Origin of the sequence: Bacillus sp. FSL K6-0073, assembly GCF_038006085.1 — a bacterium.
GTDB lineage: Bacteria > Bacillota > Bacilli > Bacillales > Bacillaceae_G > Bacillus_A > Bacillus_A cereus.
Map to the genome: position 1 here is coordinate 2,437,443 of NZ_JBBOUN010000001.1, position 15,672 is coordinate 2,453,114.

The window sequence follows — 15,672 nt, forward strand, 5'->3', positions numbered from 1 at the left end:
ATGGACTAATAATCAGTGGGGGTGAATAAAACGCACATTGATTATTAGTGAACCATATTTTAATAATTTCTCGTATTGTGGTACAAGTTTGTAAAAGAAACTATAAATCCATATAATTAGTAATTGTAACTATATCAATTTTACATTACATTAAAAGTTGGAAAATATTCTTATACTCATAAAGTGTTACATTTGAGGGAGGAAAGATGGAATTCTACAATCTTGGTATTATTATTAAAGAACTTAGAAAGAAAAAAAACATGTCACAATCTGAATTATGTCATGGAATATGTTCACAAAGTCAAATTAGTAAGATAGAAAAAGGTATTATTTATCCATCTAGCATATTGTTGTATCAATTATCTGAAAGACTTGGTATTGATCCAAATTATATATTCGCACTAACCAAAAATAAAAAAATAAAATATATTGAAAATGTAAAATGTGTAATGAGAGATTGTGTAAAACAAAAACAATATAATGAGCTTTACGAAATAGTAAAAAAAGAGAAAAATGATGATAATTTCCAATCAAAAGAAGATAAACAATTTCTATTATGGCATGAAGCGATTGCTATATATTATGTAAATGGAGCAACAAGTAATGCTTTTGACATTTTAAATAGAGCACTAAAACAAACCTTAAGTAGTACTAACTTTTTATCAGAAAAAGAAATAAGCATAATGAATTCAATTGCTATAATACATGCAGAAAATGAAGAGTATGAGAAAAGTATAAATATATTAAAACAAAGTTTAATTAATTTTAATAAGATAGAATTTCCTAGAGAAAAAGAAATCAAATTAAGACTCATTCATACGTTAACAAAATGTTTACACCTTGCAAATCAATATGAAGAAGCAATAAAGTATAGTGAAATAGGCATAAAATTAGCCATAAATATGAATACTTTATACTTATTAGGTGAATTGTTTTTTGAAAAAGGTGCAATTTTATTGAAAGTTCAGCACTCTAATGAAGTTGGTTTAACAGACATAAAAAAAGCATTATTTATATTTGAACTAACTGAAAGAAAACAATATATAAAAATGATCAAGGAAAAATATATTAAAAATCAAGAATAAACAAGAAAGAATTTTAACATAAACTATTCCTAATTGTTATTTATTTCTAAAAAAAGTACTGTAATACGAACTATTCCTAATTGTTGTTTATTGCTAAAATGAATACCGTAATATTAGATAAATATAAAGGGTGGCATTTTATGAAATCAAGAGGAATTACTCGTAAAGCAGATAGTATGGGGCGTATTGTTATTCCAATGGAAATAAGACGGAGTTTAGGAATTGTAGAAAAAGATTCTCTTGAAATGTTTATAGAAGAGGATCAGATTATTTTACGAAAATATCAATCTCCAAGAGCTTGTGCACTTACAGGAGATATTTCAGACAGCAATATTTCGTTAGCGAATGGGAAGATTATTGTAAGTCCAAACGGGATGGAACTGTTAATAAAGAAGTTACAGCAATATCTTTTAAAGTAAAAGGTAAGTAAGAACTTTAAAATAGAATATACTTGGAAAAAGTCCTCTATCATTTAGGGGGCTTTTTTATTGTTATCAATAAAATTGAGGGGCCGTAGTTGGTTCAATGGAATACGAATTACCTTGTAAATAGTCTGACTATTTTTTATAAAAAAACTATTCATTTACATTTTTTGGTTTCGTGTTATATTTTTAGTGTTAACATAGTTGTATTGAAAATTCTGATTTTAAAATTAGGAAAACTTTAGAAAATGAAATACTCTTACTTGAATTGAAAATCATATAAACATAGTTTGAAAGTAAAGTATGAAAATGAATCAGATTTTTAAATTAAATTTGTCAATTCAATAGAGGTTCGTGGGGGAAATGTAACTAAGAAGAAATCTCTTATACTCCATGTTTTTTATTTGTAAATCGGTAATTCTAATAGCTCTGACGAAAAGTAAAGGAGTAAAAAAGAAGTGGATAGTTTGTTTAATAGAAGATAGGGTGTAAAAAATAAAACAACGGAGGTTTTATAATGAATAAAGGAATACTGCAGATTACAGAAATTGAAGAAATTACTATTCCGAATCTATTGAAGGATAAAATGAAGAATCTGATAGACAATGAATTAAAAACTCATAATCCTTATACTTGTGATCAAGAAATAGTAGCATATTTTTCAAAAGAGTGGCTTAATTGTTTGATTGACTATTCAAAGAAAACCCCGAATTCAGACATGAAAAATCTACTACACATGATAAAAATAGCGAATTGTGGTGGGAACGTACCGCCTATCCTTATTAAAAATACTCCATGTGATCCTATGGAAACACTATTACCTGGGGAAAATCGCAGAGGTTTTAATTATGGTGAAGACGAACACGATAGAATGAAAAAATATTTTTATGCAGAATGGGTCACATGGCTTTTTGCCACACTTTTTAATTATGATGCTTTAATTCACCCATCCGAACATGCTGGGAAAAATAGATTTCATCTCATTTCTCCTTTAAATAACGATGAAGTTTTGCGAAATGTCGGTGCAAGCACCGGTGGCGGGAACTTTTATCAACATAACGATGCCACAGTGTATACAGATATGAAAGAAAAATCAGATATTGAAGCAAGATTGAATACATTCAATACGAATTTAGAAATTGTATCAAATAGACTTAATAAATCTGTGGAACGAATAGTGTCTGAAATTACTTGTGGAAAATTTACTAGAGTTGATGCTCTTTTATTAAAAGGAGTGTTAAATTTAAAAACTCAAACTCATATTGGAACGCCAAAATTACTTCAAAAGCATCTTGAAGAAAATCACTTCAGTAAAGATGACATATTGGCAATAAGTAAAATGCCTATTGCTCATATAGCAGGAATGGCGGATGGTGAAATATCTGGATTTGTAGGGGAAATAAACCAAATTATATTTTTGGATGATAATGGCGATATTATTGCAACTTGTTTAAATGGAGCAGAAAATAGATTGATTTATGTGGGAGAAAGTGAAGAAGAAAAATTGAAATTTGACATGTTTTTAGAACTCTTACGAACAACGCCTACTTATAAGGTTCCACTTACATCTGAAGATTTATTACTTATACCAAATTCTTACTATGGTAAACAAACAAATGTAACTCATGGTAGGGAAAGGTTATCTGAGGAAGAATATAAAATCCCGATTGGAAATAATAAATACGGAAGAAGAATTGTTTGCAGGCAATACGTTTCCAGCCGATTACGTGATCAGAAAGAAAGTTACTTTAAAGATTTAATTAACTAGTTTAAAGAGAGGAGGGCTGATGGGGAGGTTTGGGGTATAATAGCTCAAGTCTTCCCATATTCTTTGTATGGATTTTACTATTGAATTACTCATATTACTATTTTTAGTAGCTGTATTAGCAGGATGGGTAGACACGATTGCTGGAGGCGGTGGTATGATAACTATCCCGATAATGTTATTAGTAGGTATGTCTCCTTCTGTAGCGATAGCAACTAATAAACTGCAAGGGAGTAGCGGAACTCTCATGGCAACAGTGTTTTTTATTAAGAAGAAAGAGATTAATCTTAAAGAAATGCGTTTGTCCATCTTAATGACCTTTTTTGGATCAGTTTGGGTGGATGGCTTGTTTTACAGATACGAGCAGAATATCTAATTATGATATTACCTTTTTTACTTGTTTTTATTGGGATTTATTTTCTATTATCTCCAAATATAGCAAACGAAGATCGACCGAGAAAAATAAGTATGTTGTTGTTTGCGTTAACAGTGGCTCCGTTACTGGGATTTTATGATGGTTTCTTCGGCCCAGGAACAGGTAGTTTAATTGCTTTAGCGTTCATTCTTTTATGTGGATATAGTGCTACACGGGCGACTGCAAATGCTAAGATTTTGAACTTTACAAGTAATTTCGCTGCTTTGTTGTATTTTATTATTTTTGGCCAAATCGATTGGACAATTGGATTGATTATGATGCTTGGTCAAATTATAGGGTCATATATTGGGGCGAAGATGGTGCTTACAAAAGGGACGGCATTAATACGACCAATAGTGGTTATTGTTTGCTTTGTCATGGCAATTAAAATTTTTTTACAAAATATGAACTAAATGTAATCAATATATTATTTGTATCAAAGTTAAAGTGTTTTCATGTTCTTATTGCAGTATTACACTGTTTAAGATGTGTTCAAAATTACACAATTTGACTAGTGTAATGTATTGCGTTATGCTTTTTCTAGTATAAAAGAAAGGCTTGAAGATAATGATTCGTCGTTTGAGAAAGCTAAAAAATGTAGCAGTCGTAGTAAGCTTCTAAGTAAATAGCAATATATATAATACTTAGAAGCGAGGAATAAAGCTATGAAGTATCCATTATTTAATCATTGGTCAGAAACAAAGTATATAAAAGATATAGTAACAAATCCACTCATTGAAGTAGGAGAGTACTCCTATTATTCAGGCTATTATAGTCATCAAAATTTTGAAGATGGATGTGTAAGGTATTTGTGGGGAGATGCTAAGTCCCAAGCACTTTTCAATCCAATTGAACAGATGGGATGGCACCTTGATAAATTCATTATTGGGAATTATGTTTGCATTGCAAGTGGAGTAGTCATTTTAATGGGTGGTAACCATAATCATCACTCAGAATGGATTACAGTATATCCATTCGCTGAGCAAATTAAACAATCATATGAACCTAAGGGCAATACAGTCATTAAAAGTGATGCTTGGATTGGAATGAATGCTATAATAATGCCTGGCGTTACTATTGGTGAAGGTGCAATTGTTGCTGCAGGATCTGTAGTAAGTAAAGATGTTCCGCCGTATACAATAGTTGGTGGAAATCCTGCTAAGGAAATAAAGAAACGATTCACTGATACAGAAATAAACATGTTAATGGAAATGCGTTGGTTTGATTGGGATAGGAAATTGATTGAGAAGGCAATTCCGCTGTTATCTAGTCCATCCATCGAACCATTATTTACTTTTTATAAAAATGAAGTGAAAAATAAATAAATTAGTTAGAAAAACTACATCCAGTATAGGGTGTAGTTTTTTATTTTTTGTAAATGTGGAACAAATGTATTATTTAGATTGTCTATTAATTGTAATCCTAAAAAATATGAAAGTGTGAATCATTTTGAAAAATATAAGGGGATTAAAAATAAGGATATGTGTGGAAATACAAAGTATTAGCGCACCTAAAAGTGTCGGATGAGATGGTCTATATGAAAGCGATTCTAACGTTTTATATGTATATACAATTTGAGAACACTGTCTATTTTTTTTGCGGGATTATGTTAGAATAACGCTTTTTTTTAGTACAAAGAAATTGGAGGTAACTGAAGTGAAAGGTATGTTTTGCAAGAGAGTTATTGCAATAGTAACAGTGCTTACAATATTTTGTAGCATGGTCGTTACAATTGGAAAAGCAGCAGCGGAAACAGATCCTGCTATAGACGTTGAAGCAGGATCAGCAATTTTAATAGAAGCAAATTCCGGAAAAATTTTATATGAAAAAAATGCAGATGAATCATTGGCAATTGCTAGTATGACAAAAATGATGAGCGAATACTTAGTTCATGAAGCGGTGGATAAAGGAAAACTTAAATGGGATCAAAAAGTTAAAATCTCTGAATATGCACATAAGATTTCGCAAGATCGTTCACTATCAAATGTTCCATTAGAAAATGGTGGCTCTTATACGGTAAAAGAGTTATATGAGGCAATGGCAATTTACTCTGCAAATGGTGCAACAATTGCTTTAGTTGAACAGATTGCTGGTAAAGAGGTCAATTTTGTAAAAATGATGAACGATAAGTCAAAAGAGTTTGGTATGAAAGACTATAAGTTTGTAAACTCTACCGGCTTAACAAATCAAGATTTAAAAGGATATCATCTAGAAGGGACAACTCTAGACGAGAAAAATAAAATGTCTGCAAGGGATTGTGCAATTTTAGCACAACGTCTTATTCAAGATTTTCCCCAAATATTAAATACAGCAAAAATTCCTAAAAAAACATTCCAAGAGGGTGGTAAATATCCAATTGATATGGCGAACTTTAATTGGATGTTAAAAGGCTTAATTAAGCAATATGAAGGTGTAGATGGTTTGAAAACAGGAACGACTCCAGAAGCGGGAGATTGTTTCACTGGTACAGTAGAAAGAAATGGTATGCGCCTAATTTCTGTAGTGATAAAAGCAAAATCTCATACGGCACGTTTTGATGAAACAAAGAAATTATACGATTATGGATTTGCGAATTTTGAAGTGAAGAATGTCTATGGAAAAGATTCAGTAGTAAAAGGGCATGAAACAGTTCGAGTAGCAAATGCAAAAGAAAAAGATGTAGTAGTTCAAATGAAACAAGTTGTTTCGCTTCCAATGCCGAAGGGCAACAAAGACATTTATAAAAAAGAATTTAAAGTATCGAATACGGAACAAGAAGCGCCTATTAAAAAAGGTGTAACAATTAGTAAAATGATTATCTCGTCTAAAGATAATACAGATCCTGGGTTCTTATCAGGTAATTCATTACAAATAGACCTTGTAACAAAATCTGATGTGGAACAAGCAAATTGGCTTACACGTTTTATACGTAAAACAGGATCTTTTTTTAGTGGTATGTGGGATAGTGCGATTGATATAGTAAAAAGCTAATTTTATAGGATACAACTAAATGTTTCACTTTATAAAAATTTAATAAAATCTTTTCTTTGTATTAAATATTTTGTTTTAAATTATGTATATAAAGAAATGGAGGTCAAATTAACTTTGTACTGCTTATATTAGGAATTTAAAGAAAGAATATGTACAATTCTCCCACTACATTCTTATAGTGGCCTTTATGAACAGCAAAATTTACAATTTACAAGGAGAACATTTTATGAGTAAGAGAATAAAAGAATTAGATTCCATACGAGGGTTAGCGGCACTTACTGTGGTATTTGGACATTTTTGTTTAATGCTACCATCGTTGCCTAATTCTATTAAATTTTCCCCGCTTAGGTTTTTATGGGCGGGTGGGGAAGCTGTTATCGTTTTTTATGTACTAAGTGGTTTTGTGTTATCTATGGCACTTTATCATTCAAAAACAAATTATTGGGGATATTTAATTAAGAGATTTGTAAGAATCTATATTCCTTATTATTTTTGGATAATCGTTACCTTTGTTTTATTTATTTTATTTTCGTCGTATGAAGTGGTAGGACTACGGGATTGGTTCTATGATAGGTGGCAAGGGTCTATAACAAAATTAGATATTTTAAACCACTTTGTGCTTCTTAATAACTTTTTTACGGAAAATTATAATCCAGTTATTTGGTCATTGGCTCAAGAAATGCGTATATCTATTGTGTTTCCTTTGTTATTCCTTCTTTTTTATAAACTGAATTGGAAGAAAACGATACTATTTGCTTTGAGCTTTTCTTTAATTAGTGTTGTTCTTAATATGTTGCATATTGGGAAAGCTGAAGGATTTTATAATGGTTATGCTGATACACTGCATTTTACATCTATGTTTATGGTTGGAATGTTACTTTTTAAGTATCAGGAAAAACTTATCTACTCATATAGGAATATGAAAAAAATTAAAAAAGGATTTCTTATTGCATTAGGGGTTATTCTATATTTATATTCCATTTTAATTTATGGTTTTTCCCGTAATGATACAACTTTCTTATTAAAAGATTGGGGTGTCGTAATGGGGGTTAGTATATTTATTATAATGGCTATGAGTAACCTAAAAGTAAAAGTATTTTTAAATAAGAGTGTATTTGTATACTTAGGAGAAATTTCATACAGTATCTATTTGTGTCATTTTCCAATCATGATGATACTATTTAAACTATTGTATACAAAGATACCTATCTTTTTCCTTCTTACTTTGTGCATTGCAATGACAATACTTTTTTCTATAGTTTCGTATCATTTAATCGAAAAGAAATGTATCAACTGGGCAAAACAAAGAACAACAAATTTTTTGAAAAAAAGTATAATTCCTAGCGGGATTTTATTTCTTTAGTAAATATACGAATATGACCGATTCCTTAGTATACTTGGGAATCGGTCAATTTTGGATTCTAAATGTAAATATAGTAAAGTCGAATATAATTGAAATCGAAAAACACTTAGAAATAACAATTACGCTGTGAGCTATTGTATAGTATAGATATGTTTAAAAATAAAGGGGGAATACATATGTGGAAGCGATTTGTAGCAATTGGTGATAGTTTTACAGAGGGGATAGGGGATGAAGTTGAGGGAATTGCATTAAAAAGCTGGGTAGATCATTTTGTTCAACTGTGTGCAAACGATATAGAATATGCCAATTTTGCAAAGCGTGGGTTAGTAACTGAAGAAATTCGCTTGCAGCAATTGGAAAAGGCGTTAACTTTTAATCCAGATTTGGTTAGTCTCATTGCAGGGGCAAACGATGTTTTAAAAGGACGTTGGAATCATGATGCATATAAGAATGATATGGAATTTATGATAGATACATTAAGTAAAGCAGGGGCTGATATTATTATAGCAAACCTTCCAGATTTTACAGTTAGGCTTCCTTTTGCTTCTGAAAAAAAACAAGTAATAAAAGAACAATTATTAGAGGCAAATAAAGTTATACATTCACTGAGCAGAGAGTATAAGCTTCATCATGTTGATTTTTGGAATCATCATTTAGTTAATGACAATACGCTTTGGTCTAAGGATTTAATTCATCCAAACTCAAAAGGATATGTAAAAGTTGCTGAATTAATTTTTAGTAGTTTGCCTGTACAGAAGACAAAATAATAGTTTGCAATGTAACGAATATTTAGTGTATGAAGCTATGTTTTTTAGTAAATGGAAAGAACTAAACATTTAGCAAACAAAGCGTTTCTACGATATATTTCTACAGTAGTGCACAAATACAGAATCACAAAGCAAGATCACTTATGGAAATAGGTGGTCTTTAAATGTTTTTATAACTAAATTAGTATATGCTGTATTACTAACAGTTTCGTACTACATAAAAATTAAGTTCTCTTATAGAAAAACTGATTTTATATTATCTTAAAATATAATAACATGTTCAAATGATATTTTGGGTATGTATCCTAATTGTGAATGATGTGTAATTTTTTTGAAGTATAAATATCCAATAAATAAAATAGGTAGTAGGTGCAGAAGTATTAATACTATATTATTTAATTCTTGTTATGAGTGCATTAGTGATTGGTAATATTATATTTTTATTATCAACTTTAGTTATTGGAATTAATTTGAATAGAAAATATGTAGGATAGGGAAAGGTGCATATACTTTAATGTATATATACCTTTTTATTTAATAGGATTTATAGTCTCTGTAAACTATTATATTAATAAAATTAAAAAACTTAATTCTTGATATCCTTATGGCTAAAGCCATCTATAAAATGACAATATAACTAAATAATTGTTTGGTATGATTTGTGGATTTAGCTTTTTATCCGAATTTTCTGATTCAAATATTTCAACTTTATGAATATAGTAGGTGAAATATTTGTGTGATAGTATTTGAGATAGAAAAAAGCCAACTTTAAAAAGGATGTGAATTGAATGTGCAAACGACTGTAAAGGGTTATATTAAGGCAACGTTTAGCTGTTATTAGTGTAAGGTAAAGATATATTTTGTAACAGTTGATATAAAAATGAAGAAATAGGTACGCTTTCGTTTGTCTGACTATTTTAAATATATGAAAAACAAGACTGGTTTGAGTTTTGACGAAGTTAAATTCTAGGTGAGATGTCAATAATGATTAATTAGGTTTAATAAAGAGGTACCTTATACGCAAAAGCGTTTATATTAGTAACCTAAGGAGCTTGCTTTTATGAAAACTACTGATTCAAAAGGCCTATTAGGAAATAGGGTTTATTTACAAGTTTTCTCTGCCTATTCATTGCTTATGCTTGGTGTTTTTATTGATATGTTAGCGATTATGACTATAGTTGGGTTTGAATGGGAAGTAGATCCTACTATGATTGGATTGATTCCTGTTGCATATGCACTTCCTGGAATTATTTTTGGCTCATGGGCAGGTGTTATTGCAGATCGTTTTAGAAAAATTCCAATTATGATGTTCTGTAATCTAATGGTTGGTCTAATAACAATTGCTCTTTTATTTGTACAAGATATCCACTGGCTCTTAGTGGCATTAATGATTCGTTCCATTTTTATTGTTTTCTATTATCCTGCACAGCAAACACTAACAAGACAGATTGTATCCCCGGACTTGCTTACTAAAGCAGTAAGTATCAACGGAATAGTAGAGCAGGGTACAAAGATAGTAGGCCCACTTATAGGGGGCATGTTGTTGAGCTGGTTTCAACCAGAGTTCTGCCTCATTATAAGAGCTATAAGTTGTTTATTAGCTACTTTAGTTTTGATACCCACAATAAAATTTAAAGAAACTATATCGAAAAAATTTGTTGAAAAGCAAAAACAAAGTACTTGGACCGCTTGGGTACAAGGGTGGGGTTATGTGTTATCTAATCGGATAATATTATCAACCATGATTTTCGTTACAATAGCCATGGCGGTATTACAATTAGTAGACTCACAATTCCCAACTTTATTTAAGAGCTTATTCCCACATGATAAAAGTAAAATGGGATATATCATTTCTATTATTGGTCTTGGCGGAATACTTGGTGCATTACTAACTCAGAAATTAAAACAATTTCAATATGGCTGGGTAGTATGCGGAGGTATGGTTTTAATGGGAATTGGTTTTGGGGGGATTGGTTTGATAACGCCCGGTACGGTCTTCGTTTTAGCCTATTTAATTAGTTTTATCGCTGGTATCGGAAGTGGGTTGATGCTTGTATCTAATCAAGTCATTTTACAAATAGAATCGGATCAAGATCAAGTAGGAAGAGTATTTGGTATACAAAGCAGTTTAACAAACGCAGTTCTAATTATTTCTCCTGCTATGAGTGGTCCATTAGTGCATTTGTTTGGAGTAACTCAACTCTATGTTTATGGAGGGATTGGGCTTGTTATTATTGGAGTAATTGGAGTTTCACTGCAGAAATATTTATGGGCTAAACATAAACACGAACCTATAAGAGCAAATAATTTTTGAAGGGAAGATTTTTATGACCAATGAGGAATGTTATCCATTAAGCCATCCGCAGCGAAGAATATGGTATACAGAAGTTATTCATTCTGATAAAGGAATATGTAATTTAAGATTTTTATTTAAACTTCATCGGAAAATGAATTATTCAAAATTAAACCAAGTTGTGAATCGCGTTATCAGTGAAAATGACGGTCTGTGCATTAGGTTAAAAGAAAATGAGCATCAGGAACCGAAACAATATTTTATTAAACATGAAGAACAAGAATTTGAGTTTTTTGATTTCAGTAATGTGGAGAATACAAATTTGCTTGAGGAATGGATTGAGCAGAAAACAAAAGAAACGTTTACATTATTTAATTCAAATTTATACTATTTCGCTTTAATAAAATTAAACGATAATGAATGTGCAGTCTTTGGAAATGTTCATCATATTATTATGGATGGTTTATCAATTCAAATATTTACTGAGCAGATTGCAAAATATTATTATGACATGCATAACGAGAATGAGGAAGGCGAAATTAAAAATTCATATGTTCAATTTCTGACTAATGAACAAACATATTTGAATAGTAGTCGTTTTCAAAAAGATCAAAAATTCTGGTTAGAGGAATTTAAAACACTGCCATCTGCGACTGGATTGAAGCCTTATAATACGTACCAAGTTAGTACCAAGGCATCACGTGAGACGTTTATATTAACGGAGCATTTGAAGAGAAAGATAGAGAAATTTTCTGAATATTACAAAATTAGTTTATACACTTTTTTTGTTGCTGCTTTCTCGTTGTCCATGTATCGGTGGACCTCATCGCTTGATATTGGTTTAGGAATGGCTTACGGCAATCGTATGACTAAAATGGAGCGAAAATTGATTGGAATGATGGTGAGTACAGTTCCTTTAAGAATGGATATTGATCCGGAAGAAGAAGTACTTTCATTTATTAGTAGGGTATCCAGAAAACAAAGCAAATTATTGAGACACCAGAAATATCCATTTGATTTGTTATTAAAGCAGATTAATAAAGAGAATAATAGTAATGTGAGACTTTTCGGAACTACGATTGATTATAGGGATCGTGATGAAAGTGGTGACTCACTATGGATTCCAAACCATGAAGAGGTGCAAGATTTTGCAGTGCATATTGAAAATCTAATTGATATTGACTCTTTACATGTACATATTGATTATCGTGAGGAGCTATTTTCTAAGGAAGAGATAAAACGTTTTTTTAACGTGATGTTAGCGATAATGGAAAACACTTTTGAAAAACCAAAGCAGAAGGTAGCTGAAATCGAAATCATTTCTGATGAAGATAAAAGAAGAAGTTTAGTTGAGTTCAACAATCCTAAGCTGGATTTCCCATCTCAAGTAACTATTCATGAAATGTTCGAACGGCAAGCGATGATTTATCCAAATGCTATTGCAGTTACGTATGAAAAAGAAAAAATTACTTATAAGGAGCTTAATGAACGTGCAAACCAGTTAGCTCATTATCTGCAGAAAAAAGGAGTAGGACCTGATACTTTAGTTGGACTGTGCGTTGAACGTTCCCACGAGATGATTGTAGGTATTTTAGGGATTTTGAAGGCTGGTGGGGCTTATGTCCCACTTGATCCAACATATCCAGAGCAACGACTTCAATATATTTTAGAAGATGCTAGCATTCAGTTATTCGTAACGCAAGAAAGTTTAAAAGAATTGAACTGGTTACCAGAAAATGTTGAGTCGATTTGCCTGGATCGTGATCAAGATGAGATTGGGAAAGAAAGTAAGACTTTGCCGGTTTCTAGTGTCGGTCCCCAAAATCTGGCATATGTAATCTATACTTCGGGATCAACGGGAAATCCAAAGGGCGTTATGATAGAGCATCACAATGTCATTCGGTTATTTAAATCGACGGATTGTTGGTATCAGTTTAATGAAAAAGATACTTGGACGCTTTTTCATTCGTATGCATTTGATTTCTCAGTATGGGAAATTTGGGGAGCGTTATTATATGGTGGGAAATTAGTTGTTGTTCCGTACTGGATTAGTCGATCACCTAAGGATTTTTATCAATTATTGGTGGAGGAAGAAGTCACAGTTCTAAATCAGACACCTTCCGCATTTCGACAATTAATACAAGTGTGTGAACAAGAAGATAAGAATAAAAATTTGCAGCTGCGTTATGTCATATTTGGCGGAGAAGCGTTAGAACCTACTAGCTTGTTACCGTGGTTTCAAAGGTATGGGGAGAAAAACCCACAGTTAATTAATATGTATGGAATTACAGAAACCACAGTTCATGTTACATATTATCCAATTACTTTAGATGATGTGCAGCATGCTTCAAGAAGTAATATTGGAAAGCGGATTCCCGATTTAGAAGTGTATATACTAGACGCTTATCAACAACCTGTTCCTATAGGTGTTGATGGTGAACTTTATATTGGCGGGGCGGGGCTTGCACGTGGGTATTTAAATAGACCTGAATTAACAGCAGAGCGTTTTATATCTCATCCATTTAGTAGTGATCTGAAAGCAAGATTATACCGGACAGGAGACTTAGCGAGGTATTTGCCAGATGGGAATCTAGATTATCGTGGAAGAATTGATTATCAGGTTAAAATACGTGGTTTCCGAATTGAGATTGGGGAAATTGAGTCTACTTTACATACATATGCATATGTAAAAGAGGCAGTTGTAATTGTAAGAGAAGATCAGCCAGGCGATAAACGATTAGTAGCATATGTTGTAGGAGATGGAAATGTAGATGCGTGGAGAGAGTATCTTAAAGCGAAACTACCAAGTTATATGGTTCCTTCGGGATTTGTGGCGATGGAAGCTATTCCACTTACAGCTAACGGTAAAGTTGATCGTGAGGCCTTACCTATGCCGGAGGAAAAGCAGATTAATAGTGAATGTGTTGGCCCTCGGAATAGTAACGAACAGATACTAACTACCATTTGGAAGAGAGTATTAGGTGTTAAAAAGGTGGGAATCTATGATAATTTCTTTGAAATTGGTGGCGACTCGATTCTCAGTATTCAAATCATATCTCAAGCAAGTCAAGTGGGGTTAAAACTTACTCCAAAGCAAATGTTTGAATGCCCAACTATCGCTGAGCTGGCACAAGTGGCTATAGAAACGCAGGGAGTACAAGCGGAGCAGGGAATTGTGATAGGTGATGTGCCTCTTACTCCAATTCAGTGCTGGTTCTTCGAGCAAGAACATGCACATCCAGAGCATTGGAATCAATCAATGCTTTTAAGAGTAAAAGAAAGATTGGATGTGAAGTTACTAGAGGGAGCGATATTAAATTTACTGAAACATCATGATGCTTTACGTTTCCGGTACGAACAGTTACCAAACGGAACGTGGAGGCAGAGAAATGAAGGGACTGATGAGCTGTCAGTACTCCATGTTGTAAAACGGAATCAAGTTAATGAAAAAGAGTGGAATAAAATAATACAAGAAGAGATGAACATTAATCAAGCTAGTTTCAATTTAATTACTGGTCCGTTAATGAAAGTAGTGTACTTTGAAGATAACTTGACTGAAAATGATCGAATATTCTGGGTGATACATCATTTAGTAGTAGATGGAGTGTCATGGAGGATTCTATTGGAAGATTTACAGGTGGTATATAACCAGATGAAACAAGGTCAAGAAATTCGCTTACCTGCGAAAAGTACATCTTTTAAAGAGTGGTCTGAACGACTCCAGACGTACAGTAATTCGGGTATTTTAAAAGAAATACAAAATTATTGGAATGAACAAGTAGAAAAAGAAACGATGAAAATTCCAATGGACTATCCAATACAAGGAACGACAGAAGAATCGATTGATCAAGTAACGAGGACTTTAGGAATAGAAGAAACACAAGCATTGTTTCACGAAGTTCTAGTCACTCATAAGACAAGGATTGATGAGGTACTATTAACGGCATTAGGACAAGCTATCGTCGATTGTACAAATCAGCAAACCGTTTCTATTCATCTAGAAGGACACGGAAGAGAAGAGATGATTGAAGGTATTGATTTATCAAGGACAGTGGGCTGGTTCACGAGTATTTATCCCGTTCATCTCAATTTTCAAGGAACTCAGACACCTATTGAAGGGTTAAAGGCAGTCAAAGAGCAATTGCGTCGAATCCCAAATCGCGGAGTTGACTATGGTATTTTACGTTACTTGAATAAAGGATTACTTCCGTTTTATCAGCAAAAGCCTTCAATAAGCTTTAACTATTTGGGCCAATTTGATCAGGTGTTTTCAAGGGACTCTTTGTTTATGCAAGAGACAGGATTTACATTTTTAGATCATGCTCCAGATTCCAAACCATCTCATCTAATTGATGTTATCGGAATGGTGAAAGATGAAAAGTTACATTTTATTTGGATGTATAGTAGGGAACAGTTTTCTAAATTAAAAATTCAAGTGATAGCAGATGGTATGTTGAGGCATCTTCGTCACCTTATAAATAAACCAACAACAGAGTCTGCTTTTACGGTATCAGATTTTGCTGATGCAGAGGATCTTACGGAAGAAAGCTTGAGCAAAGTATTACTTAAATTAACAAAGAAGAGGGTGTAAA

9 protein-coding genes and 1 pseudogene are annotated in these 15,672 nt (G+C 32.3%); all 10 read left to right on the forward strand.

Going from position 1 to position 15,672, the window contains the following annotated elements:
- Positions 1 to 206 precede the first annotated feature (206 nt).
- The 10 genes and pseudogenes from MHB52_RS12780 to MHB52_RS12825 all read left to right on the forward strand — a co-directional run bounded on the left by MHB52_RS12780 (position 207) and on the right by MHB52_RS12825 (position 15,671).
- Positions 207 to 1,085: a helix-turn-helix domain-containing protein gene (locus MHB52_RS12780; RefSeq protein ID WP_000397983.1), complete on the forward strand. Its 879-nt coding sequence runs from the start codon at positions 207 to 209 to the stop codon at positions 1,083 to 1,085.
- A gap of 140 nt (positions 1,086 to 1,225) precedes the next feature.
- A complete protein-coding gene (locus MHB52_RS12785) occupies positions 1,226 to 1,504 on the forward strand; it encodes an AbrB/MazE/SpoVT family DNA-binding domain-containing protein (RefSeq protein WP_000842216.1) in 279 nt (92 codons plus the stop codon).
- Between the two features lie 520 nt (positions 1,505 to 2,024).
- A complete protein-coding gene (locus MHB52_RS12790) occupies positions 2,025 to 3,275 on the forward strand; it encodes a hypothetical protein (RefSeq protein WP_001032362.1) in 1,251 nt (416 codons plus the stop codon).
- Positions 3,276 to 3,342: 67 nt separating this feature from the next.
- Positions 3,343 to 4,100, forward strand: a pseudogene (locus MHB52_RS12795) (TSUP family transporter).
- Between the two features lie 252 nt (positions 4,101 to 4,352).
- On the forward strand, positions 4,353 to 5,012 hold the full coding sequence (locus MHB52_RS12800) for a CatB-related O-acetyltransferase (RefSeq protein ID WP_061664162.1): 660 nt from the start codon (positions 4,353 to 4,355) through the stop codon (positions 5,010 to 5,012).
- 331 nt (positions 5,013 to 5,343) lie between these two features.
- The gene (locus tag MHB52_RS12805; protein WP_016117928.1) at positions 5,344 to 6,657 is read left to right on the forward strand and encodes a D-alanyl-D-alanine carboxypeptidase family protein; all 1,314 of its coding nucleotides are present in this window, start codon (positions 5,344 to 5,346) and stop codon (positions 6,655 to 6,657) included.
- Between the two features lie 187 nt (positions 6,658 to 6,844).
- Positions 6,845 to 8,020 carry an acyltransferase family protein gene (locus MHB52_RS12810; protein WP_001999762.1) on the forward strand — a complete coding sequence of 392 codons (1,176 nt, stop codon included), beginning with the start codon at positions 6,845 to 6,847 and terminating at the stop codon, positions 8,018 to 8,020.
- A 176-nt stretch (positions 8,021 to 8,196) separates the two neighbouring features.
- Positions 8,197 to 8,787, forward strand: a complete 591-nt coding sequence (locus tag MHB52_RS12815) for an SGNH/GDSL hydrolase family protein (RefSeq protein WP_061664164.1) — start codon at positions 8,197 to 8,199, stop codon at positions 8,785 to 8,787.
- Between the two features lie 1,060 nt (positions 8,788 to 9,847).
- Positions 9,848 to 11,101 carry an MFS transporter gene (locus tag MHB52_RS12820; protein WP_016117929.1) on the forward strand — a complete coding sequence of 418 codons (1,254 nt, stop codon included), beginning with the start codon at positions 9,848 to 9,850 and terminating at the stop codon, positions 11,099 to 11,101.
- 13 nt (positions 11,102 to 11,114) lie between these two features.
- The gene (locus MHB52_RS12825) at positions 11,115 to 15,671 is read left to right on the forward strand and encodes a non-ribosomal peptide synthetase (protein ID WP_061664167.1); all 4,557 of its coding nucleotides are present in this window, start codon (positions 11,115 to 11,117) and stop codon (positions 15,669 to 15,671) included.
- The last annotated feature ends 1 nt before the right edge of the window (position 15,672 follow it).